This is a genomic window from Streptomyces sp. NPDC098781 (assembly GCF_044759995.1).
Lineage (GTDB): Bacteria > Actinomycetota > Actinomycetes > Streptomycetales > Streptomycetaceae > Streptomyces.
In genome coordinates this window covers 900,176-925,404 of sequence record NZ_JBIWAK010000003.1, presented here as the reverse complement: position 1 = coordinate 925,404, position 25,229 = coordinate 900,176, and the positions used below count along the sequence as shown (strand labels likewise).

At 69.2% G+C, this 25,229-nt stretch carries 11 protein-coding genes; 10 read left to right on the top strand and 1 reads right to left on the bottom strand.

What is annotated here, in order from left to right; translation table 11 throughout:
• Positions 1–328: 328 nt before the first annotated feature.
• The 3 genes from ACIQWG_RS15910 (at position 329) to ACIQWG_RS15900 (ending at position 4,585) form a co-directional block, all read left to right on the top strand.
• Complete coding sequence (locus tag ACIQWG_RS15910) at positions 329–1,777, top strand: APC family permease (protein ID WP_404095398.1); 1,449 nt, start codon at positions 329–331, stop codon at positions 1,775–1,777.
• 205 nt (positions 1,778–1,982) lie between these two features.
• Complete coding sequence (locus ACIQWG_RS15905; RefSeq protein WP_404095396.1) at positions 1,983–3,041, top strand: dihydrodipicolinate reductase; 1,059 nt, start codon at positions 1,983–1,985, stop codon at positions 3,039–3,041.
• A 179-nt stretch (positions 3,042–3,220) separates the two neighbouring features.
• Positions 3,221–4,585: an NAD(P)/FAD-dependent oxidoreductase gene (locus ACIQWG_RS15900; protein ID WP_404095394.1), complete on the top strand. Its 1,365-nt coding sequence runs from the start codon at positions 3,221–3,223 to the stop codon at positions 4,583–4,585.
• 134 nt (positions 4,586–4,719) lie between these two features.
• On the opposite strand, the gene ACIQWG_RS15895 is transcribed toward ACIQWG_RS15900, so the two are convergent.
• Positions 4,720–5,328, bottom strand: a complete 609-nt coding sequence (locus ACIQWG_RS15895) for a helix-turn-helix domain-containing protein (protein ID WP_404095393.1) — start codon at positions 5,326–5,328, stop codon at positions 4,720–4,722.
• Between the two features lie 320 nt (positions 5,329–5,648).
• Between ACIQWG_RS15895 and ACIQWG_RS15890 the strand changes: the two genes are divergently transcribed.
• From ACIQWG_RS15890 to panD, 7 genes are all read left to right on the top strand, one after another.
• A complete protein-coding gene (locus ACIQWG_RS15890) occupies positions 5,649–6,884 on the top strand; it encodes a PucR family transcriptional regulator (RefSeq protein WP_404095389.1) in 1,236 nt (411 codons plus the stop codon).
• 1,191 nt (positions 6,885–8,075) lie between these two features.
• The gene (locus ACIQWG_RS15885) at positions 8,076–8,438 is read left to right on the top strand and encodes a hypothetical protein (protein ID WP_404095387.1); all 363 of its coding nucleotides are present in this window, start codon (positions 8,076–8,078) and stop codon (positions 8,436–8,438) included.
• Positions 8,435–9,094, top strand: a complete 660-nt coding sequence (locus ACIQWG_RS15880) for a nucleotidyl transferase AbiEii/AbiGii toxin family protein (RefSeq protein ID WP_404095386.1) — start codon at positions 8,435–8,437, stop codon at positions 9,092–9,094. The genes ACIQWG_RS15885 and ACIQWG_RS15880 overlap by 4 nt, the downstream gene beginning before the upstream one ends.
• A gap of 941 nt (positions 9,095–10,035) precedes the next feature.
• The gene (locus ACIQWG_RS15875; protein ID WP_404095383.1) at positions 10,036–15,729 is read left to right on the top strand and encodes a DEAD/DEAH box helicase; all 5,694 of its coding nucleotides are present in this window, start codon (positions 10,036–10,038) and stop codon (positions 15,727–15,729) included.
• Between the two features lie 5 nt (positions 15,730–15,734).
• On the top strand, positions 15,735–18,065 hold the full coding sequence (locus tag ACIQWG_RS15870; RefSeq protein WP_404095882.1) for a hypothetical protein: 2,331 nt from the start codon (positions 15,735–15,737) through the stop codon (positions 18,063–18,065).
• Between the two features lie 78 nt (positions 18,066–18,143).
• Positions 18,144–24,116, top strand: coding sequence for a hypothetical protein (locus ACIQWG_RS15865; RefSeq protein ID WP_404095380.1), 5,973 nt, complete (start codon positions 18,144–18,146; stop codon positions 24,114–24,116).
• Between the two features lie 663 nt (positions 24,117–24,779).
• Positions 24,780–25,202, top strand: a complete 423-nt coding sequence (gene panD, locus ACIQWG_RS15860; RefSeq protein WP_404095378.1) for an aspartate 1-decarboxylase — start codon at positions 24,780–24,782, stop codon at positions 25,200–25,202.
• The last annotated feature ends 27 nt before the right edge of the window (positions 25,203–25,229 follow it).

Sequence of the window (25,229 nt, the reverse complement as noted above, 5' to 3'; positions counted from 1 at the left end):
GTGTTTAGTGGTGCTAAACACCGGGTCGCGACCGCGCGCAGAGGTCGACCCCGCTGTCGTCACGACTCGCTGCGCGTCGGGACCCGTATCGAGCCGCGGGGGGACCGCCGCCGTCACTCCCGCGATCGCGGCCGAGCGGTGCGGCCGACGACCCGGAACCCGTGCGGGCCCACGTCTTCTCGGGCGGGGAGATCCGCCTCCTGCCGCTCCGGCTCAGCCCGCGGCGAGGGAGCCGCACCCGATCCTTCGCGCAGGCGTACCGCTTCACGCACTCCTTTGTCCACCCATGACGAGCCGGTACCGGCCCGTGAGCCGAAAGGTGGTCGAGATGGCCGACCTCTCCAAGACAGGGCACGTCCAAGCACCGGGCGGTGAAGCGGGATCGGGCAACCCGCTCAACCGTGGGCTCGGCGTGTCGCAGATCGTGTTCATGGTCGTCGCCGCGGCGGCACCGCTCGGGCTGGTGGCCGGCGGGGTGCCGCTCGCCTTCGCCGTGAGTGGCAGCCCGGGGATGCCGTTGTACTTCGTGCTGTCCACCGTGATGCTGCTGGTCTTCGCGGTCGGCTTCACGCTGATGGCCGGGCGGGTACGCAACGCGGGCGCCTTCTACGCCTACGTCCAGGCGGGGCTCGGCCGCATACCCGGCCTCTCGGCCGCGACCCTCGCGCTCTTCTCCTACACGCTGCTTCTCGTCGGGGTGAACGCCTACGTCGGCGTCGCGACGAGCAACGTCATCGAGCGGTACGCGGACGTCGGCTCCCCGTGGTGGTCGTGGGCGCTCGTCTCGCTCGGCGTCATCGCCTTCCTCGGCTACCGCGACATCGAGCTGAGTGCCAAGGTGCTCGGTGCCGTGCTGGTGCTGGAATCCCTGCTGCTCCTGGTCCTGGACCTCGGCATCGTCGGCCACGGCGGCGCCCATGGCCTGACGGCCGAGCCGTTGTCCCCCTCGATCGTGGGCACCGGCTCCTTGGGACTCGGCGTCATGTTCGCCCTCTTCGGGTTCATCGGCTTCGAGGCGACGGCCGTGTTCCGCAACGAGGCGAAGGACCCCGACACCACGGTCCCGCGGGCGACGTACCTCGCGATCCTGGTGATCGGGGTCTTCTACTCGTTCACCGTCTGGGCGATCGTGGTGGGGGCCGGCGTCGACGCGGTGGTCGGAGCCGCGCAGGCCGACCCCGAGGGTCTGATCCTCACGCTGACGCGGAGCTACGCCGGGTCCGTCTGGGCCGACATCATGCAACTCCTCCTGATCACCAGCCAGTTCGCCTGCGTGCTGGCCTTCCACAACGTCGTGACGCGCTACCAGTTCGCCCTGTCCCGGGCCGGCGCGCTTCCGGCGTCGCTGGGCGTCGTCCACTCACGGCACCGCGCGCCGTCGGCGTCCTCGGCCGTCGCCTCGGCGGTCGCGTTCGTCACCACGCTCGTCGTCGCCGTGCTCGACCTCGACCCGATCGGGGACCTCTACGCGTGGTTCTCCGGCGCCGCCACCCTCGGCATCGTCCTGCTGATGGCGGCCACCAGCCTCGCGATCATCGGCTTCTTCCGGCGGGCCGATGGGCGGCCATCGGTGTGGCGCACGGTCGTTGCACCGGCCGTCGCCTTCCTCGGCCTGGCCTGCGTGGTCTGCATGATGGTCGCCAACTTCCCGCTCCTCGTCGGCACCACCACGGGTGCCTGGGTGATCGGCGGACTCGTCGCCCTCTCGGCCGTGGCCGGCGCGGTGCAGGCCCTCGTCCTGCGAGCCCGCCGACCGGTTGTCTACGAGCGACTCTGAGCGACTTGCCGGTCAGCTCATGAGCGCAAGGGCGCGGCCGGTCTGTGCACCGTGCACCAGCCCCAGGGGAAGTAGGTGCCCGGTGTCGTTCTCACCGTGGTCGTGGCTGGCGACAGTGAGGTACGAGGCAACCGCCACAGGTGAAGTTCGGTTTCGCTGAACACCGCGTCGAGGGCGTGCCGACCAGGGCGCCTAGAGGAGTGCGTTGAGTATTCAGACTGTCATCGTGGGGCTCGGCGCCACTGGCCGGGCCATCGCCTCTTCGTTGCTGCAACGCGCGGACGTGGAGATCGTGGGAGCGGCGGACCGGGACCCCCGCGTGGTCGGTCAAGACCTCGGAGTGCTCCTCGGTGGCGTCGCGAACGGTGTCGTCGTCGTGAGCGACCCGGCCGAGCTGCCCGCCGCCGACCTCGCGATCGTGGCGACCGTCTCGGATCTGCACAGGGCGGCCGACGTCCTGCTGCCGCTGCTGGAACGTTCGTACAACGTCGTGAGCATCTGCGAAGAGCTGGCCTATCCATGGCGGAGCCACCCCGATCTGGCCCGGCGGCTCGACGACACGGCGAAGGCGCACGGCGTGACCGTCCTGGGCAGCGGGGCGAACCCGGGCGTCCTGATGGACACCCTTCCTCTCCTCCTGACTGCACTGACTCAGCGTGTGGAGAGCGTGCGGATCCGCCGACGGACGAACATGTCACGCTACGGCGCGATCCTGTCGAGATTCGGCCTCGGTCTGACCCTGCGCGAGTTCGCGACGGCTCGCAGCCGGGGCGAGGTCGTCGGGCACCACGGCTTCGAGCAGGCCATCGGGGCGCTCGCGGCAGGGCTCGGATGGGATCTTGAGTCGGTGGACGTGGGAGAGGTCGAACCCGCTGTCGTGACGACTTCGCCGCGCGTCGGGGACCACATGCGTATCGAACCGGGGCAGATCGCGGCGGTCACTCACGCCGCCCGCGGCGTGCTCAAGGGCGACGTGGTGATCGATCTGGAGATCACGTTCGGGTTCTTCGAGCCGGCCGATGAGGTGGCCGCGGGCGACGACTACCAGATCGTCGGAGAGGAGCAGGTCGTCGACCTCCGTTCCTCCGTGGGCTTCGATTCCTTCCTCAGCACCGTCGCGGCGGCGGTCAACGCCTCCACCGCGGTCGTCGACGCGCGTCCCGGTCTCCTGTCGATGGGGGACCTGCCCGCCCGTTCGGTCGCGGCCAAGGGAGAGCGGCGAGCGGGCCGGGCCTCGCTCGGGGCCACGACTTCTCAGGACTGAGACGGAGACGCAGAAGACGGAGAACCTCCTGTTCGCCGTCTTCACGCGTCTCGCCGAAGAGCCGCCCGTCACGGTCGATCCGCCGGACGGGAACGGGGGCTCGGGCGCGCTGCCGAGCACGCCTCGACGCGGAGTACGAAGTGGGGCGGACGCCCTGCCTGGAAGGAGATCGGGACAGCATGAGGACCGACAGCACGAAGTACACCAGCTTCACCGGCTGGATCGACCCGCCGGACGACGTGCGGCCCGCGCTGGACGGCGATCTCACCTGTGACATCGCCGTCATCGGCGGCGGGATGGGTGGCATGGCGGCCGCCCTGCGCCTCGCGGAGCGAGACCAGGACGTCGTCCTGGTGGAGGCCGAGTTCTGCGGCTACGGCTCAGCCTCCCGCAACGGCGGTCAGATCGCCGGGGCGCCGGGTGGCGACCTGCGGATGCTCAGCCTCCAGTCCCCGAAGAAGATGCCGGTCATGGCCAAACTGGCGGAGAACGCGGGCCGCTACGTGGAAGACCTCATCAAGACGCACGACATCGACTGCGACTACGTGGCGAACGGCCTGGTGTGGGGTGCGGTCTCACCCCTCATGATGCTCAGGGTGCGTACCCAGGCGGCGATCCTGCGCGCCTTCGGTGGGGGCGGGACCGTCGGCAGCAGGGAGGAACTCGGCCTCCCCGCCGGCTTCGTGGGCGGAATGCGGGAATCCATCGGCGGGATGCTGAACCCGGGCAAGCTCGCTCGCGGTGTGCGTCGCGCACTGCTCGCCTCCTCGGCCAAGGTCTTCGAGCAGACGCGGGTGAGCGATGTCCGGCGGACCGGCGGCACCGTCGAGATCACGACACCGCACGGCACCGTGCGGGCCGACAAGGTGCTGCTCGCGACCAGCGTCTACGCCGGTGAGTGGGACATCACGCCCAAGAACCTCGCGACGCCGCTGTACGTCATCGAGATCGAGTCGGAACCCATCGCACCGGAGCGGCTCGCCGCGCTGGACTGGACCAGTCGGTCCGGCATCATCACCCAGCACCAGTTGATGACGCACTACCGGCTCACCGAGCGCAACACCATCGTCTGCGGGGTCCGCAAAGCACAGCGAGGCCAGACGTACCCGCTCCCGGACCGGGTCCCGGACCCCAGTGTCGTGCGGGACATGGGGAAGGATCTGGCCAACCGGTTCCCGTCGCTGTCCGACGTGGCCATCGAACGGGCCTGGGGCGGTTGGATCGGCATCAGCCCGGACTGGCTGTCGGTCGCCGGGCAGGTGGGCGACAACGTCTTCTACTCGATGGCCTGCAACGGCCACGGCCTCTGTCAGGTGCCGTTCGTGGCCCATCAGCTCGCCGACTACATCGTCGACGGTGAGATGCCGGAGGACCTCGCCGGCATCTGGTCGGACGCCTCGAAGTACCCGCCGTCGATGTCGCTGCTGATGCAGCCGTTCGTCCTCCGAGCCATCTGGGGGCTGGACCGGTTCAACGACTTCTTCAATGGCAGCAGGACGCTGGCCCGGCGGGCGCTCCGCCGTGGCAGGCGCGGGGACTCCTGAAGGTCCGGGTGGCGCCTGCTCTGCGACGGCGTGGTGTGAGATCGCCGACCGCGACGACAAGACCGCCGAGTCCTACGAAGCAGCCGTCGTCCTCGCATCACTCCTGATGTGGGGCTGACATTTGACGACAGAACCTAGGCGGGTCCTCGCGCAGCGCGCAGCAGGGGAGGCGACAGGACCCAGAGGACCTCACTCACCGTCGTACCCGGATTGTCGAACTGGTGAAGTGTCTGCCCGGAGAACGAGGTGGACGCCCCTGCCGACAGTATCCGGGTCTCGCCCCCGACGATCAGACGGGTCGAGCCATTCAGTCCCATCGCGAAGATCGTGGCGGTGTCGAGCCGATAGGGGCCTCCGGTGCCCCCGCCTGGCTCGATCACGGAACGGAAGACCTGGAACGCCGTGGTGTCGGCGGGCGTGAGCAGGTATTCGGCCACGCCCTCACCGCCCATGTCGATCCGGCTTCCACCGTCCACGACTTGCTCGTCGGGGTACGCGAACAGCTCCCCGACCCCGATCCGCAGCACTTCGCAGACGCGCAGCAACGTCGGGACGGACACGCTGGTGAGCCCACGCTCCAACTGGCTCAGAAAGCCCTTGGTGACCTCTGCCCGGTGCGCTACCTCCGTCAACGACAAGCCGCGGTCGAGCCTGATCTTCCGCAGCTGCGCGCCGGTGGACGCTTCGAGGGCGGCGGCGCCCCGTTCCGCTCCGTCTGCCGTCCCGCCGTCACCGATGGACATGGTGTCCTCACCGCCCGTCCCGAGGCCGAGGTCGTGGGCCTGTCAGGTGACGGGCCGACCCGGACGAGTCCCTCCGTGACACGAGGCTAAGGCATGTGCACCAGGGGCCGTCGGTGCGCCCCTGCGGAGGGGGCGACGGCGTCGAACCCCTTGTGGCGCCAGCGAGGGCGTGGTAGATCTGCCGCCGTTTAGTGGTAGTAAACAGCGGCCGACGGCCCGCGCCTGCGCCGTCGGCCAGGCCGCCGACGAGCCCTTCATCTGTCTGTGACACGGCATGTGGGGAGCCTCGGCTCCCCCGAGAGCAGAGGGACACTGAGAACATGGAAGAGCTGTGGCCCCCGCCCTCGCGTGAGGTCGCTGATGCGATCAGGTCACTGTGCCAGCGCCTGCTGACGGAAACGGACGCCCTGATCGCAGCCTTCGCAAGGCCCTCTCTCGTGGCCCAGAACGATCCAGCCCTTCTGGCGGACGCGTCGCTGGTCGAGGAGGATCTCGCGCTCAACCGCTCCGATCTCGTCCAGTGGCTGACCGCGAACGTCCAGCAACCGGGGCGGCGGGTGGAGCCCTACGTCGGCTCGAGGACCACGGCCTACATCAACGATCTCGTCTCCCGGGGCATCGCACCCGACTTCGCCGTCGCCTGGCGCGTGGCCCTGGGGATCGGCTGGCGGCGCTGGCTTGAGGAATGCGTGGCGGACTGCGCCGACCCCGACCTTCTCGTCGGGGTCCTGGACGTGACGGGCAAGTCGCTGGTGCAGTATGCCCTCGACTCCGTCGCGGCCCTGCGGCAAGCCGGCCTCGCCGCGGCGATGGGCAACACGGATGCCGAGGGGATCGCACTGATCCAGCTGATCGCCAGTGGGGCACCGATGGCGGAGGGCCTCGCCGAAGGGCGCCTGCGCTACCGGATGGCGCGGTGGCACGTGGGTCTCGTCCTCTGGGTCGATGACCCTCAGGAGGCCGGCGCCCTGGACGAGGCGATTGCCGCCGTGCGCTCCTCCGCCGGCGGCCGGAGCGCCCTGGTGGCGCGCGCCAGCGCCACGTCGCGGTGGATCTGGCTCTCGGGGGAAGCCGTCCCGGACCCTCACCACGTGGAGAAGGACGTCGCGGCGGCCGACGAGGTCCGCGCGGCAGTGGGAAGGCCGGGACGCGGTCTCGATGGATTCCGCTCCAGCCACCAGGACGCCCTCGCGGCCCAGGCGTTGGTGATCCGGCTGGGGTCCGACCGGCGATTCACCGCCTACGCCGACCTCGAGCTGATCGACGCGCTCACGAAGGACCGGCCAGGCGCACGCCGGTTCGTCATCAACACCCTCGGGCCATTGGCCAAAGCCGACACAGCGCTCCGGCAGGCACTGCTCACCTATGTGCAGTGCGGCTTCAGTACCACCCGGGCGGCCGCCAACCTCTACGCGCACCGCAACACCGTCGAACGGCGGGTCTCCCGCGCCAACGAGCTCTCGGCCGTCAAGGTGGAGGACAACCCGACCCATGTGGCGGCGGCGCTCCTGGTGTTGGACATCGCGCCTGACATCGTGACGATCGCTCCGAGCTGAGCTGAGCTCACGAAGCACGGGGCCGCGGTGCTCGAACTTCCTTACCCTGGGCGTTGCTCCGAAGGCGAGCCCGGCTGGCGACGGGACCGCGAATGCGCCCATGGAGGGAGCCTCGCTGTCTGTGCCGCTCATGTGCACGGCGAGGCCGTCGACCGGGTACGCGAAGACCAGAGGGCCGCTGTCGGCATCTGCCGGGCAGCGTCAGTAGGGATCGACCCTGGCCGGCCGATGGCCAGAAGGACCGTCTTGCGCCAACTGGTGCCAAATCGGTGTCCGACAGGTCTGGGATGCGTGGACGTGGAGAGGGGGCTCGCTCGGTTGATGGCTCATCAGGTAAGTCAGCATTCGGTCAGCATGAGCCGCAGTGCGTTCCCCGTGAATTACCCGAACAGCCGCCGGGGGCGGCGTGAAAGCCCAGGTGACGCCCGTACCGCCTGGGCAGAGCGATGTTCCTCACAAACATCGTTCGGCGCGTGCCGGTGTACCGTCGAGACCGCCCTTGACCTGCAGAAAGCAGGCAGGGAGCCGTCTCAGAGGAGTCCAAAGTGCTGCGTACTCTGTTCAAGTCCAAGATCTAACATCTGGGTATTTGCGCAGTTCAGAGGCGTGATGGACCCGATCGGGTCAGCAAACGGTCAGCATCGGGTGCGGGAGCGTCCCAGCTTGCTGACCGGGTGGCTGCCATGACGGGGACCTGGACACAGGTGCCTTGCTCCCGCTCGGGAGGTTCTCTGCGTGACTCGATAGCTCGTCGGCGGCATGGGGCCTGAGCGTGGGCTGTGTCAAGGACTGAGCGGTGCGCCTTATGGATGCCGCTTGCCCCCTCTGGCCGGCCACCGCGACCTCGCTCGCCCGGGTGTCTTTCTCGCCCACTGCGCCGGCGCCATGGGCTTCGGCTTTGGCACCGTCGTCATTTCCGACACCGAGGCCGAAGCGCAGCCGACTCCACCGCGGCGGCCCTCCGCGTGACCTGCTGCGTCATGATCATCCGCGCCCGCGAGCGGGGCCGGACCCGGGTCGGCAGGGCAGCCGGTTGCCGCGCCAACTGGGGGCTGCACGGGTAGGCCATGATGCGCTAAGCGCCCTGTGAGTGAGATGTCCGAAGGAAGGGCGGGCGGCGCCCGACCCGTACGTGCGTCAGGGCGCCCCGTATCCGCCATGCGGCCGCCTCCCAGCAGCGATACTGGATGCATGGACACGACGACCACCGCCCGCCGCGCCGAGGTGCTGCGGGACCGCTACCGCGGCCGACTGCCCGAGCGCTTGCAGGAGCTGGCCGGCCCCGTCGAGGGCAACGTGGACCTGCCGCTCCACATCGTCTGGTCCGGGCGGACGAGCTACAGCCTGGACCGTCCGAAGTCCCGCATGACGCTCTACCGGACCGTCCTCGCCGAAGGACTGAGCGAGGACCTGGTGGCACTCCTGCACCACCGGCTGCTCACCGAGCAGTGGCCCGTGCTGCGGCGCTTGATCAGCCCCTACATCCGCGACGTCTGGGAGGACGCTTTCCCCGAGCTGCTCCGCACCGCTCCGGCCGACACGACCGCCGCGTGAAGCTTACTCCGCTCCACGAGCGTCTCCTCGCCGACATCCTCGACGTCGGCTCCCCTTACCCCCTGGTCCTCACCGGCGGATACGCGGTGCAGGCTCACGGCCTGGTCGAACGCTTCAGCCGTGACCTCGACGTCGCTACCGAGAACCCTGCTCCGATGAAGGAGATCGTCGCCTCACTCACAGCAGGTCTCCGCGCGCGCGGCTGGCGGACCACACACGTCCAGACCGATCCGCTCAGCGGCAGGTTCCTCGTCACCGATCCGGACACCGGCGAGGAGTGCGAGGTCGACGTCCTCAAGGAGGCGTTCTGGGCTCCGCCCGCCCAGACCCCCTACGGCCCCGTTCTCTCCCTCGACGACGTGATCGGCACCAAGGTTCGCGCCCTCGCCGACCGCGGCACCGTCCGCGACCTCATCGACGTCCAGGCTGCCTCCCGTCACCGCTCCACCGCCGACCTCGAATCCCTGGGCCGCCGTCGCGCCCACGACGAGTTCAGCCTCGAAGACCTCCGGGACCGGCTCATCGGCGCGGACTGGTACGAGGATGAGGACTACGCCGCGTACGGGCTCACCTCCCGGCAGATCGAAGAACTCAAGGCGTGGGCGCTGGAGTGGGCGGAGGATCTGGGTGCGCGGATCCATGACGAGAACGCCTGAGAGGCGGTCATCGCGTCCATCCCCTCTACCGCCGTTGCAACGAAACGAGAGGATGCGGTGTATGTAGCCAGCAGGTTCCAACCCGGAGCCGTCCACGGTGGGTAGCTGTCCTGCACGGCGGATGTGCGTGGCAGCCGAGCGATACCCCGGAGTGGACTCAGGGCGAAACCGGGCTGCGGTAGCGGTCAAACACTGCATCCCGCTCCCAACTCCCATGTCCAGTCCGGGTCCCGACGGTGGAACTCGGTAACGGCCAGCTCGAAGAATTGGTCGGAAGGCTTCCGGCTGGATCCATTAACTACCAGTGCTGACAGCATCGGCTCGGGACCGGTGCTGTCCCTGCGGCAGGCGTCTGCCAGCAGAAGCGACATCATCCGGCTGTGCCCCGGATCGGGTCGAACCCGTACACCAATTCCCTGGACGCAACCCCGATCATCTCCATCACGTGCGCCTTGTGCGCTAGTTCGGCTCGTGGAAGCTGAACCCCTTCCAGCCTGTCCTAGTTCGTCAGCCGCCCTCGAATATTCCTGCTGAACGTCCGTAACCTTCCAAATCAAACTATGATGTAGGGCACGTTCCGGGTCTCCAGGGGAGGGAGAGCCGCGGGAGCGGCGCGGTCGAGCATGGGCCGGGGCCGTGCAAGGGGGGTGTGCATGCCCGAAGGGCAGACGGTTTCTGCGGCGTCACGGAAGGTTGCAGAGCTAGTCAGCGCCTTTACGTCCGGAATTTCTGAGCGGGAACTGGTCGTCGAGGCCAAGAGACAGTTCGGCACACTGCCGGAGCAGCGGTTAGTCAAGCTGGTCGCCGAGGCGGTCCGTGGAGGTTTGCTGATCGCTTCGGGGGACATTCTCCTGCCTGCTGCTCTGCAGGAATCGGCGTCCCCGGCACAGGTGGCGCCTGAACGGCGCAAGCCAGGCAATGAATCCGCTATCGCTGCCCGGTTGGACGAGACTTCCGTGCTGCGAACCGTCGCTCTCGACGTCGAGAGCGTCGTACGGACGACGGCGACCGCTCCCTACTTGGAGCGGCACGTCTACGAGGTGGCGGCGGTCAGGTTCGGCGCTGATCGGGAGTGGGTCGCTACGGCCCCCTGCTGGCGGCGTTACCTCAGGTTCCCTGGGGACACTGAGGAATTGCGTGACGGCAGTGTCCGGGACGCCGTACTCGGCCAGGGGATATCCCCGCGACAGGCGTGGACGGGGCTGAGTGACTTCCTGTCGGATGCCGATGTCGTGGTCGCCTACAACGGCACGACACTGGACTTCCCAGTCGTCAGTGAAGCGGCGAAGGAGGCCGGTACCCGCGATCCGCTCTCCGCCGTGCGCCCTGTCGATGGCCTGTACCTCGCGCACGCCGTTTGGCCGACAGCCCCGTCCCACCGACTTCAGGACCTCGCGCTTCAGCTCGACGTCTTCCGTTCGGACCTCCGCGCACATACTGCGGACGGCGACGCGGTACTGCTGGTGCGCCTCCTGGAGCGGGCCGCCGCCGAGTTCGCATGCAGGACGGCCGAATTGCGCGATCTCATCGCCGATGTCTGCCCCGACTCCGACGCGTGGCGGCTGCTCTGGGAACTGGACGAGGGTGAGGCCGCCAACGATCGAGAGCCGCGGGTGTGGGAGCAGGCGCACGTGGCCCGCCTGTTGGGTGCCGAGTTTGGACAGCACACGCCGCGTCGAACCCCTGCCGGAAGGGCACCGGGCAAGGGCTCCGTGGACGTGCCGGACGTCTTACGGGGTGCCGACGGACGGGTCGAGCCGACCGCTCTCGCCAGGGTCGTGCACGGCTCCCGCGTTGAACCCCGGCCCGCCCAGCAGGAGATGACGGCAACTCTGCATGACTGGACCGACCGCGGCGTCGGCGGCCTGCTGGAAGCGCCCACCGGCACCGGAAAGAGCTATGCGGTACTTGCCGCCGCCCTGGACTGGCTCGCCGGTGGCGACAGCCGTACCGCTGTGATCGCCACGTACACCAAACAGTTGCAGAGCCAGATGGCGAAGGACATCCAGGACCTGGAGCGGGCCCTGCCGGGCATCCTCGGGGTTGCCGACCTGGTCAAGGGCAAGTCCAACCGGCTCTCCCTCGCAGCCCTGACGAAGACCCTCGCCGAGGCCACGCGTCGGCGCCGCTCCGCGGGCACCGCCCACGCCCGCTTCTCCCAGCGGAGCCGATTCCGCGAACTCGCCGTCTTCCTCGCACTGCGCCTGCTCGCGGCCAAGGAGCCCCCGCAGTCCTGGACGGCCAGATCGGTCGACCCGGTGGACCTGCCCGCCTTCTTCACCGACTACATCGGGCGCGGCCTGCCGCTTTGGCTGGAGTCGCTGTCCCAGCGCGACGGCGACTACGGCCCCGCCGCAGGCAACCCGCTCACCGTGCATACCGACACCGTCCGAGAGTCGATCGACAGCCACCGTCTCATCCTGGCCAACCATGCGCTCGTTCTTTCCCACCTGGACGACCTGCGTGCCGTCGGACCCGAGGTGCTCCTTGTGATTGACGAGGCGCATGAGCTGGAGAACGCAGCCACGTCCGCGCTGACCGTGACCGCCGACTACCAGGACCTGGAAGCTTTGCTGCCGGAGTACCAGGCATGGATCGCGGACGCGCCCCCGGGCACCGCTAAGGAGCAGGCCGCCGCAGCGATTGCAGACCTCGAACGACTGCTCGACGATGAACGCCTTCCTCGGCTGGCGGCGCAGGCCTTCGACGCCCAGGCCAAGGGCGTGGGCGTACGCATCGGCAGCCGGGCGACCACGCTCGCCAGCCCCTACGCCGGCACCTCCGGCACCCGGCACACTCGGCGGCTGTTGCTGGTGTTGGAGAGCATCGCCAAGGCGCTCGTGTCCTGTCGCATCACGCTGGAGCGGTACGTGGTCCAGCACGCTGCCGGAATCGATCCCCTGGTACGCGAGCGCCTGACCGCGCTCGCGGAGCACACCGACTCCCTCACCACGGCCCTCGACCGGATCTGGGCCGACATCCGCGCCTTTCTCGACCCCGCCCTCACCCTGGACGAGGCTCCCCCTTCCCGCGTCATACATCTGGAGGAAGTCGACGAACCCAGGGCGGAGCTGCGGTCCTACCGCTTCCGTGTCGCCACCAGTCCCGTCGATCTGCCCGCAGACCCGGAGTGGCGGCGCTACCTGGAGTCCTTCGACCGTGTTCACTACGTCTCCGCGACCCTGCGTGTCGCCGGGGAATGGGATTTTATGCGGACCCGACTCGGGTTGCCTGACGATCTGCCGACGCTGGCCCTGCCTTCCCCGTTCGCCCTGCGTAGCCAGGCCGAGGTCGTGTGTTTCTCCGACTTCCCATCCTGGGCGGAGCAGGAGGAGGGCGCCCTGCGGACCGTCGCTCACCAGGTCGCCGGATTCGCCACCGAAATGACACGTGGACGCGGCGACGGCAACGGCTTCGACGGCGGCGGCATGATCCTCACAACCGCCCGATCGACCGCCGCGGGCATCGGCTTCCACCTCGTACGGGAGCTGCGCACTCGCGCCCTCGACACCCCGGTCTCCGAGGCGCTCACTCTCGGCAACGGCCGGGCCTATCAGGCCTTCACCGACAGGCGGGACGGCGGAGGGTTTCTCGTCGGCACCAAGGGACTCTGGCAGGGGGTCGACGTCTCCGACGCCGAGCGGCTGCGTCTGGTGTGGATCAACAAACTGCCCTTCGCACCGTTCGGCGCTCCAATCGTGGAGGCCCGGCGCGCGGCGGTCGCCGAACGCGCCGAGCGGGCCGGCCACCCTGATCCGGAAGGTGCCGCCACCGAGCACTACTACCTGCCGCTCGCCGCGCTCCAGCTGCGTCAGGCGGTGGGCCGGCTCATCCGCTCCGACCGCCACCGCGGCGTCGTCGTCATCAGCGACCGCAAACTCGCGGGAGCAAGCAGCCTGCGCCGCTCCTACCGGCGTGCTTTCCTCGGCAGCCTCGATGACGGACTGCAGCGACTCGACCCGGAAACTGGCGACATCGGCGGCGGCAACGTCGCCACGATGGCCGAAGGATGGCGTCGCATCTGGGAGTTCATGGCGGCCCACAAGCTCCTGGACCCCGCCCGGGCCGCGGAGCTGTGTACCGACGAAGCCCTCGAACGACAGACCCTCCTGCCGCACACCAGGCGCATCCGCGAACTCGCGTTGACCACCGAGGAGACTCGGAAGCTGCGGGAACAGGGCCTGCTCGTGGAGGAGATCAAGGACCGCTGCGCCCGCATTGGAGGATTGCTGCGGCTCGTCGACGAACCCGTGGCCCTCAAGCCGGCCCAGCAGGCCGTCATCGCCGCCGTGGCCGAGGGACGCAACGTACTCGGACTGCTTCCCACAGGCTTCGGTAAGAGCTTCACCTTCCAGCTGCCCGCGCTGGTCCTGCCCGGCGTCACAGTGGTCGTCAGCCCGCTCGTCGCTCTCATGCACGACCAGGCCCTCGAACTGAACCGGTCCATCGGTGGCGCGGTCCGCGCGCTCATCTCCCCGCTGCGCGAGTCCAGCAGCAGGGCCGGTAAGACGGAAGTGACGGACCAGCTCCTCGGTCGGGCCAACCACGGCATTCGCCTGATCTACGTCAGCCCGGAACGCCTGTGCCAGCGGCGCTTCCGGGAGACCGTCCGCGCGGCCGCGGCGGCGGGCCGGGTGACCCGGATCGCCGTGGACGAGGCACATACGCTTCCGCAATGGGAGGACTTCCGGCCCAGCATGCGCCGGGTCAGCAGGTTCCTCGACGAGCTGCGCCGGCACCACGGGGTGGCGGTCACCGCGGTGACCGCCACCGCCAACAGGGCCGTCCACGAGGCGCTGCGCGAAGGACTGTTCGGTCTGCCCGCCGAGGTCCCGGAGCCCGCTTCAGCCGAGGCGACCGCCGAAGCAGAGCATCCCGGAGTCGTCGGCGGGCTCCTGACGGTGCGCGAGAACCCGATCAGACCCGAACTCGCCGTCTTCCGCCGCTCCCTCGACCGGCTCGGACAGGGAGGCGTGGCGGGGCTGGTCGAGCGCGTCGTCGACGCGCTCGACGGGCACGCCATCTTCTACTGCCTCACCGTCAAGGAGGTCAACACCCTTTATACCCACCTGCGCGAGTACGTGGGCGACGCCGGCGTCCGAGTGTTGCGGTTCCACGGCCGTCTGACGGAGGCGGAGAAGGCGGCCGTCATGACGGAGTTCCGGGAGGCACCGCGCGAAGGCGACGACGGCTTCGTCCCAGTCGTGGTGGTGGCCACCTCCGCGTTCGGGCTCGGTGTCAACCGGCCCGACGTACGCACCGTGATGTGCGTGTCGCCGCCTACCGACCTGGCCGCGCTCTACCAGCAGTTGGGTCGGGCGGGGCGGGACGGTGCGGGCCGGGGGACCGCCGGCGACGGCCCCGTCAACAGCGGTCTCGCCCTCGCCACGAGCCGGGGTCTGCGCATGGTCCGTTTCATGACGGGCCAGGAACTGCCCCCGTCGCTGCTCCGGCGCATGGGAACCGTTGTCCTCGCCCAGCGGGACGGCACGCTCGATCCGGTACGGCTGGCCGACCTGCTCATGGCCGAGGACGCCGTGAGCGGTGCGCTGAGCGAGGCCGAGCTGGACGACCGGCACACCCAGGAGCGCTACCAGGGCGGCATCATGCGGGCGTTCAGCGCGCTCGCCGACCTCGGCGCCGTCGAGGACCTCGGCGACCACCCGCCGTTCTGCGCGGTCAAACCCGGCGACCTCCGACCGGCCGGCCACGGCGCAGGACAGACGCCTACCACTGCAGCGGAGCGCGACGAGGAAGCGGCCGGGTCCGTGCGGCTGGAGCAGATCCTCATCGACACCGCCCTGTCCTGGGACACCCCACGACAGGTCGACGTCCGAGTTCTCGACCGGGAACTCGCCGCCCGGTGCCCCGACTACCGCTCGGTCGCCGATGGACCGTCGGCGACCTGGGAACTGCTCGCCGACCTCCACGACCGTGGGCTCCTGGATGTCTCCGCGGCACCCAGCCGTCGCCTGGTCACCGGTCTGACCACCCGCACCGGCGCCCTGCCCGACGGGTTCCTCCCGCTGCTCGGCCGACGCGCCCGCCGAGCCGTCGAGGAACTGGCCGGGCTCCGGAACTTCTTCGACGCGAGCACGGTCTGCGCCCAACGGGTCTTCGCCGACTACTTCGGCGTCAGCGACCTGCCCGAGGGGTGCTGCACCACGGCCCGCTGCCGCTGCTCGGCCTGCTGGGACACCGTCCGCTGGCCCGTGGAGGAGCGGCGCCCTGCCGTCGCCCAGGCCTTCGACAGCCCGCGCCCCCGCGAGGGAGGCGGTGCCGACACCTCACTGCGCGACCAGCGCGTCGACCTCCAGGTCCACCGGCTGCTGCAGCTCCAGCCGCAGGGCGCACACCCGCGCCGGCTCTGGCACGCACTGCGCGGCGACGAATCCTCCTACAACCCGAGGAATCGAAAGATGATCCCCCTGCCGAAGGCGGTCCGGGAAAGCCGCCACTTCGGCGGTCGCGCCGATCTGCCATATGCGGCAGTAGGCGCGAGCCTCACACGGCTGGCCGCAGCCGGAGCCGCAGTCGAGGGCCCGGACAGCCTCTGGCGAGCCGTCCGCCCGGTCCGACACACGAGATCCCGCCGGGCGGGAAGCGGATCCGAACGGAAGGACGGCTGGGCGTGACCACGATGATCAGCACTGGACCGGACATCTGGCGGCCGTTCGACGGCGAGCCTGTGCTCACTCCCGCCATGACCGGCGGACACCGCAGCACACCCGCCGAGGAACTGGAACGGTTGCGTCGCTACCTGGACGCGGTCGTGGCCGACCGCGTGTGTCCGGTGCATACCGCGGTCGCATTCAACGCGGCCTATTTCGGCTATGAACTCGGTGGCGAAGGCCACGGCAACGGCCCCTTCGATCTGGACGTGTTCCCTTCCCTGATGCTGGGTGGCGAAGTACCGGCCCTGCCCGTCGGGGCACTCGTGCGCATTGAAACCGGATCCGACCCGCTGTATGCGGAGATCGTCTACAAGGAGGGACGCCACCCCGGTGTCGAAGAGGGTGCCGACGTACCCGCCTGGGTGTCCGGGGCGCCGGCCGGTGTCCGAGGACCGAGCGAGCAGTTGGAGGCACCGCACCCAGTGCGCCGGGAGCTGCTGGTCCCTGATCTCGCGGCCTTCGGCCCCGCGCTGCAGCTCAGCGAGGCGAAGTTGCAGCGGTTCCGGGCCCGCCAGAAGTGGCTCAACAAGGACGGCCACGTCGTCGTCGACGCCCGCTACGGCTCGGCGCCGCAGGCCGGGCTCGACGACTGCACCGCCTTCGTGCAGCACCTGCTGACCCACCAGCGCGAAGCACTGCTGAGCCCCCTCGTTCCCGTGTCCGTCGCCCACCTGGCCGGGGGTGGCACGGAGGAGCGGCTGAAGAACGCCCTCAGCGGGCTGCTAGACACCGTCGATCACGCCTTGCGTACCAGCGACAGCCTGCGCAGCTGGGGCCACTACGCACTCACCCGTACCCGCATCGGGGCCGCCCTGGGGCACGACGGGCCGCTGGGCGGCGACGACCTGAGAGCCCTCGCTAGCTCCCTGGAACGCAGTACGGCCCCTGCCACCCGCCGACGGCATGGCCTGAACGGTTCCCGCACCGTGTACACGGCGATCGGGCCGTGGCTGCGCGGCGTCGACGGTGCCGAACCACTGCTGAGCGGAGTGGAATACGCGGTCTCGGTGTGCCGCGCCAACCTGGCGGTCGCGGACTTCGTCCGGGGAGACACAGAGAACGGCATACGCGCCGGGAGCGATGTACGGATCACCCTCGACGACGACTTCCAGAACGGTGGCATCTGGCGGTCCCACCATCCGGGCTCGGAGGAGGCGGACGACAGTGATCCGCTGCGCCCCGCGGGACGCGGCTGGCATGACACGGTGCATCCACCCGCGCCCCCCCGGCCGGTCGCGGTGCCGCACGCACAGAGCGTCCCTCGAGAGGAACAGCCGGAGGACGAACGGTACGTCGATCCCGAACCCGCGGACACCCCGCTCGTGGACGGTGACCAGATCGGTCCGCCGAACTACCTGAGGATCAACGACAGCGAGGTCTGCTGGCAGACCCCGCTGCGTCTCGCCCACCTCATGGAGGACCGACTGCCGTTGAGCCCCAGGGTCCGGGACGGGTTGGCATATCTCGGCACCGATACCGTCTCCGTGCGCCTACGCCTGGAACTCAGCCATCCCGGCGGCGAGCTCGACGCGTCCGAGGAGGTCCAGGAGGTGCTTCTGGATCTCACCGGTGAGACCGGCATGCTCCGGAACGTCCAGTGGCCCATCGATTTCTTCCCTGGGCTGTGCCTGTACATCCAGTGGCCGCGCGGCGGCACCGTCTTCCGGGTCCACACCGTCGAACTGGAACACCCCGTCGACATCGACGGGCAGCTCGTCGCGCACCGCTACGACCCGGGAGTGCTCACCCGGGAAGGAGCGCCGGGTAGTGACCGGGACGGTGACTCGTCCGGCGGCCTCGACACCCGGCGTCTCGTCCTGCGTACCGTACGACGCTTCGGCCGCCTCACGCCCGACGGACATGCCCTCCTCGACCGGGCCGCCCTCCCCCGAGGCGTCTACGACCAAACTCCCGCCGCCCACCAAGTCACCGCACTGGAGCAGGCCGTTGACGAACTCCTCGCCGAACACCACCTGTACCCGGCCATCGGCAGCCGCGGTGCGGACGGCGAGCCCCACCACCCTGCCCGCGACTGTGAGCCGCCCATCGCCCTGATCGGTTACGCGCCGAACCCCGTGGTGGTGCCACGGCCGGGCTCGGGTGCCGGCGCGCCGCCGCAGGTCCACGGCGTGGAGCACTTCGTCCACGGCTTTCTGCGGAGGCTGCCCGCGGGCTCGAAGCCGACCGATGCCCAGCGCGCTGCCTACCGCGAGCACTGCCGCCACGTCGGAAAGGCGGACGGCTGGGAACTGCCACACGGCTACACCTTCGTCACGGCACACTCCCGCCGGCGCTGACGCACCCGGTCGGACATGCGCGCGCCGCAAGCCACACCCCCCGCATCCACAGCACAGGAAACAAGAGATCGGGACTGAATGACCGCCAGCTACCCCGTGGTTGCCAAACCACCGTCCTCCCCGCACGGCACACCGGTTGGACTGCTCAAGGAACTCGCCGCAACGCTTGACGGGCTCGGCCAGGTCTTGGACGCTGCCCTCGACGACCTCACGGTCGGCGAGACGGAACTCGCGCTGAACTCCCTCGGGCCCAAGGACCGTCAGGCCATCATGAGGGGCCTCGGCTTCCGCAAGGTCGAGCCGCGGCGCTTCGGGCGCGTGCTCAGCGAGCAGGTGTTGAAGCGGTTGCAGCGGGTGGAGCCGAGCCATCACAGGCATGCCGTGTCCCACCTCACCGCCCGGATCATGAACGACATCGATCACGTGGTCGCTGAGCCCGGGGCCGCCGGCAGGAGCCCCGGTCTCGTGGACCGCTGGGGCGCGTGCCTGCTCCGCCTCGCGCTCTTCTCCCACCTCCAGGCTTCGGCACACGACGCCCGACTGCTCGTATGGGCCGCGGAACACGACTGGTTTGGCATGGAGGCGGACGAGGCGGCACTGGCCGCGGTACGCAAGGCCGCTCACCAGGTGATCGACACGACTCCCGGGTTCGACCACCTCACCGCGCTGGACGAGGACGCGGCGGCTCAAGAACCACGGCCGACCGCTGCAGTCCCGGCTCCCCGGCGGCCCGATCACGTCTCGTCTCCGGACCTGGCCGAGTCCTCCGCGCAGCACGGACAGCAGCCCCCTGGTGAAGGGTGCTCCCTGGACGATCTGGCCTCGGCTGAGGAGGAGCTCAAGCACGTCATCGACGAGGCACGAGGCGCCGCCGACCGCGTGCGCGCCGCTCTGCTGGACGGATGCCCGCCCACCGACACAGATCTGGTGCCGCTCGCCACCGTCGCTCCGGCGTTCTCCCGCGCGCGGGTCGTGCTCTCCGCACTCGGCGTCACCGGCGTCACTGATCGCCTCACCGATGTCCTGAGGGCGATCGACGAGGTACGTGCACGCGTCGAACGGGAAGAGAGGAACGCCGAGGCCCGTCACCTGGTGGAGACGGTGACGGCCCTAGGCTGCTCTCCGGGCAGTGCGGTGGCCGCAGTGATCGCGGATGCCAGGCAGAGCGCGGAGACACTGCTCGCGAAGCAGGAGTGGGAGGAACAGGACGACGCGCGCGCCCACATTCTCACGCTGCTGGTGCGCCTAGCCGGCATGAAGGACCGGTCCGATGCACAGCAGGAGATCATCGAGCTCCAACAGCAGCTGTCGGTCGCACATCCGCCGTACGCTGTCGCCGCCGTCCTGTACCAGCAGATCACGCTGACCGAGCACAGGACCACCACCCACGACACGGCCGCCGCCCCGCAGGGCGAGGAATCCGCCGAGGTTCCCGAGGCGCCGGAGCGGGCCATATCCCCGGAGGCGGTCACTGCTGCGCAGGCTGACACCGGCGTGCCTGAGACCCAGGACCACAGCACCGCCGATTCCGTCCCGGCCGAGCGACCTCCCCGGTCCGCCGAGCAGCAGCCCTTGCGGGAACGGCGGGTCGTCGCCGCCCCCGCGGTGACCGCGGCCGTCGACACCACCACGGGTACCGCTGACGGCACGGGAACGAAGGGCGTAGAACCCGTCCTCGCGCAGCTCATCGCCGAGAAGCGCTTCGGGCTTGCCGCCCACCTGTCGCAGGCCGCCGACCGGCCGGACACCGAATCCGCGGTCCTGCGCCTGGCCACCGCGGCGACACTGCTGCACTCCAGGACCGGCCGAGCAGCTCAGGTCATCGAGGAGGCCCTGCATGAGTGGGAGGCCCGTAAGGAGAGCGACAGCGACGCGCTGTCCCTGCTCCTGCTGCCCACGCTGGTCCGGGCAGCCCTCGTGACGGGTGCGCCCGTAGTCGGTGCGCAGCTGAGGGCGCTCACCCCGCAACTGCCCGATGCCCTGCACCAGGTGGCCACGATGGTGGCAGAACGCGCTCTGCAGGGCGCACTGCTCATCGCGCCGCCCCATGCCGTTGTCGCCGATGTCTCCCACACCGAGGGCGAGCTGCGCGCGGCCGTGGACGCCTGCCAGGCTCTGCTCACCGTACCTCGGTTGCGTTTCCAACGGGCCAGCGCCATGGTGCAGCGCTGGCTGGCGCCGACCGGTCTGCTCGGCAGCGTGCTGACGGCCATCGTGGCCGGGGCCCCGGACGCCGAGCACCTGGCCGACGAGCTGCTGGAGAACCTCGCTCGCCGAGCTCAGGTCGAGGCGGCGATCGACGATATGGACGCTGCGCTGCGCGGGCCGGGCGGTCGTGGCATTCAGGGGTCGGGCCGCAACAACGTCCGCCACTGCCTCGAGCGCGTCCGGGACGCTGTACGGCAGTGGCGTGCGGTCAAGCGCGACCTGGAAGCAGGACGCGCGGAGGAGAACGTATGGGCGTTCCAGTCCGTCGCATCCCTGCGCCTCTCCCTTCTCGGCCTGCGCGAACGGGTCGCCGACGACCTCACCGCGGCCGAACGCACCTCCGCGGTCCTGGCGAAAGCCACCGCCTACGTGGCGCGGCACCTGTTTGCCGAGGTCTTCGACGGGCTGGATGCGAACAGTCGACCGGTCGAGACGGGATCCGAGCCGGACGTTCAGACGGTTCTGGACGCCGAGCTCCACAAGGCCGAGCCAGCCGTGCCGGGCGAGAAGCCGACCTTGCACGACTTGCTGAAGGCAGTGGACCGTACCTGGGACGACGCGATCGAGCAGCAGCTCGCCCGTGACGAATTCGGCGTGATTCGCACCATCACGGACCTCGCGGACTTCGACGTCCTTCCTGCGGCCCACACCTTGTCGCTCTCGGAGGAGCGTCGCGCACACCTCAGCGCGTTCGAGAAGGAGCGCCGCGCCGCGCTCGCCGAGAAACAGCGGCAACTGGCCGCCCGGCTCCGCCGGTCTCAGGCTGACGAGGCACTCACCGTCGAACAGGACGTCAGCCTCCAGGAGCTGCTCGCGGACGCCCGAGCACACCTGGAGCACGACCGGCCGGGCGAGCTGGCCGCGGTCCGCCGCAACCTCGACCGAGTTGAGGAGCTGCTGCCCCGCTACCGCGAGGAAGCCGCCGACCGGCTGCGCGCCCGCCTGGTCGCGCTGACGGACGTGAGCGCGGAGAACCGCGAACGAGTCCTGCGCAATCTGGACACCGACAGCCTGGCCACCGCGACCGAACTCGTCTACTTCCTCGAACTGGGCGAACCGGTACCGGAGATCAGGTCCGAGGACTCGCACCTGGAGGCGTTCTTCCCCGCCGTGCCGGACTCACTGCCGGGCGGCATCGACGCTGAGCTGATCGCGGCCGTCCGCGCCCGTGGCCGTTACGGCGACCACGCCGTGCTGGACTATGCAGGACTCTCTGAGGAGGAGGCCGAACGGGCCGCCGCGGCCCTGAAGTTGTGGAGCACGCTCGCCGCGACGAAGGACCGTATCAACATCAATCCGCGCGAGAGCCTCAATCCGGCTCTGGCCCTCCTTGGATACGAGGCCAGGCGCGCACGGCCTCTGGACGATCTGCCGCGCGGCAAGGACTACCGGTTCTTCGAACTCGCGCCCGTGCACGTCACCGGCCGTGCCTGGGCGCCTGCCTTCGGATCGCAGATCAAGGACCGCGGCGGCAAGCTCCGCGCCCTGCTGATCTGGGGCCGGCCCGCGGCCAAACTGCTCAACACCCGGGCTCTGCAGGACCCCGACGAGAGCAGTCTGCTCGTCGTCCACTTCGGGACGCTGGACAGCAGAACCCGTAATGAACTGACCGCCGCCTCCCAGGACACCAAGCCGATCATGGTGGTCGACGACGCCGCGCTGGCCTACCTCATCGCGCACGGCAACCGGCGGGTGGATGCCACGACCGAGACGCTGCTGCCGTTCTCCGCGGTGAACCCGTACATCAAGGAGAAGCGGGGCCAGATCGGCCGGGAGATGTTCTACGGACGGGACCGCGAGCGCAAGAGCATCCACGACCCGGCGGGGACTCAGATCCTCTACGGCGGCCGGGGGCTCGGCAAGTCGGCCCTGCTCGCCGACGCTGGGGACCGCTTCGAGGAACAGCGGCCGGGGGCCTACCGTCAGCTCTACCTCAACCTGGACAAGATCGGCATCGGCCGGGGCACCGCACTTGGTGCCGAGGCCATCTGGCCCACGCTCGACCAGGAGCTGATTCGGCAGGGAGTCCTAGAGGAGCCCCGACGCCGGGGCCCACAACAGGAAGCATGGCAGCGGGTCACCGACGGGATCGCCCGGTGGCTCGCTCAGGATCCCGACAGGCGGCTGCTCATCCTCCTCGACGAGTGCGACCGCTTCTTCGAGGCAGACGTCCCGGAGTGCACGGAGACCCGTCGGCTGCGCGGTCTGGGTGAGGACTCGCGCGGCCGGGCCAAGGTCGTGTTCGCCGGTTTGCACTCGGTCCAGCGCTTCACCCGGCTCGCCAGGAACGGCCCGTTCAGCCACCTGGCGCAGACCCCGACGGTCGTAGGACCGCTCACCCCACAGTTCGCCGCCGACCTGATCGTTCACCCGATGCGTGCGCTCGGCTTCGAGTTCGCCGACGTCGACCTCGTCAACCGGGTGCTCGGCTTCTGCTCCTACCAGCCCTTCCTGCTGCAGATCTTCGGCAGCCGGATGGTGCAGGTCATGCAGGACAAGCGGGCGCGCGCACCACTCGCGCCGCCTCCGTACACGATCGAGGAGTCCGATGTCGACGCGGTGGAACAGGACACCTCGCTGCGCTCGGACATCACCGCGGCCTTCAAGGACACCCTCGCCCTCGACGACCGCTACCACGTCATCGCCAATGTCCTTGCCCAGCACGCCCGGGACAACGGTCTGGAAACCCGGCTCAGTGACAGGGAGTTGCGGGAGGAATGTGCTGGCTGGTGGCCCCGCGGCTTCGAGTGCCTGGACAGCGAGGGTTTCCGTGCCTATCTGCAGGAGATGGTCGGCCTCGGTGTCCTGGCGCCGAACAACGACGGGCAGGGCTGGCATCTGCGGGGGCCCAACGCGCTGCGCATGATCGGTACCGCCCAGGAGATCGAGGCCCGGTTGCTGCGGGCGGAGACGGAGTCCCGGCTGGAGGAGACCGTTGTCCTGGAGAGCCGTCCGGACCTCTACGACGGCAGGTCGGCCCCCCTCACCGTCAACCAGATCGACTACCTGCTGGGCGAATACGTCAACCAAGTCCGCGTCGTTCTCGGTACACAGGCAACCGGCGTCGCCGATGTGGAACGGACCCTGCGTGAGATGACGGGCAGGGTGGCGGGCTGGTCCGTGCCCGCGATCGGAAGCGCCAAGTCGTTCCGCAAGGAGCTCGCCGCTGGCCGCGCGGGCGAGCGGCGACTGCTCATCAGCGATCTCTCGCTGGGCAGCGAGAAGTCCTGCCGGGAATCCTTCGACCTGGCCAGGGTAGTGATGCCCGAGGTCGCCGAGGCGACCCGTTCCGTGGTTCTCGTGTCGGGTGTGGAACAGCTCGGCTTCTGGTCCGGCCTGCTCACCGGTCCCGACGCCGACCACGGCACCATCGTGGTGCTGCGCCGGCATGACCTGCGCAGCCTGAAGGACTGGACGCAGCGCCACAGCCTGTGCGAGACGGAGGAACGGCTGACGCGCCTGGCGGAGGCGACCGGTGGCTGGCCGTACCTGCTGGACAAGGCGATGCAGCTGCGTGATCGCCGACCGGACCAGGACCGGGTGCTGGCGGACCTGACGTCGTGGCTGGAGCAGAGCAGCGGCGCCGAACAGTTCGTCGACGCCGTGGGGCTGCTGCAGAACGACACCCTCAAGACCGCCTACGACGGCGTCGTCGAGCAACTCGGTACTGACTGGCATGACGAGGCCTACCTCGTCACCGCGGCCGAGATGGCCGGTCTCTCGTCCGAGGAGGCACGCTGTGCCGTCGTCTGCTTGGAGGCCCTCCAGGCGTTCGACCGGGACGGGACGAGACTGCGCGTGGAGCCGGTCCTCCATACGGCGCTGGGCGTCCTTGAGGCCTAGGTCTGACGAGTCGGTGGGGCCAGGGTTGCGCCTGGCTCCACCGAAACTCGACCAGCACACCCGCGTCCGGTCGGCGGCCACAATCGAGTACCGACGGGACGATCTATTGTTGACCCTTTTCCAGCTCGCTGCCGAACTTGCCTTCTGCCACATAGAGACTCTTCCCGGTCAGTAGGTATTGACCGGGAAGAGGGGTTAAGCATTCGGTCGGCCCCGTCGTGGCGGCCGAAGGAGACGGCTCACTGGTCGCGAGGGAGTCGGGGCTTGTCGGTCGTAGAACTGAAGATTCCAGAAATCTAATAGGTGGACGCGAAGGCCGTGCGCCTGACGCCGACCGCGTGGGCTCCTCGCGGATCCTTCGGGCTGCAGTAGGTGCTCCCGGGCAGCGAGTCGTCCTGTGACCCGCGTGAATCTGATGTGGCGTCAGGTGAGTCAGCATCTGGTCAGTAACAGTCCCCGACCATCCTCAAGGGTGCTTCGAACAGGCACCTCATCGGTGGCCTCACAACAACCTGGTTGGCGCCGGAAGTCCAGGCAGGGAGCCTGCTCGCAGAGTGAAGCGATGTTCCTCACAATCATCGACTTTGACGCGTGCCCCTGTAGAGTGAAGACCGCCCTTGACCTGCACAAAGCAGGCAGGGAGCCGTCTTCCAGGAGTCCAAAGTGCTGCGTACTCTGTTCAAGTCCAAGCTCCACCGCGCCACCGTCACCCAGGCCGACCTGCACTACGTGGGATCGGTGACCATCGACGCGGATCTGCTGGACGCCGCCGATCTGCTGCCCGGCGAGCTCGTCCACATCGTCGACATCACCAACGGCGCCCGTCTGGAGACCTACGTCATCCAGGGCGAGCGCGGCTCGGGGGTCGTCGGGATCAACGGGGCCGCCGCCCATCTCGTCCACCCCGGCGACCTCGTGATCATCATCAGCTACGCTCAGATGACCGACGCCGAGGCGCGGGAGTTCGAGCCGCGGGTCGTGCACGTGGACGGCGCCAACCGGATCGTGGCCCTGGGCGCCGACCCGTCCGAGCCGGTGCCGGGCTCCGACCAGGAGCGCAGCCCGCAGGCCGTGCCCGTGGCCTGACGGACGCGCTCGACCTCAGAGGGAAGA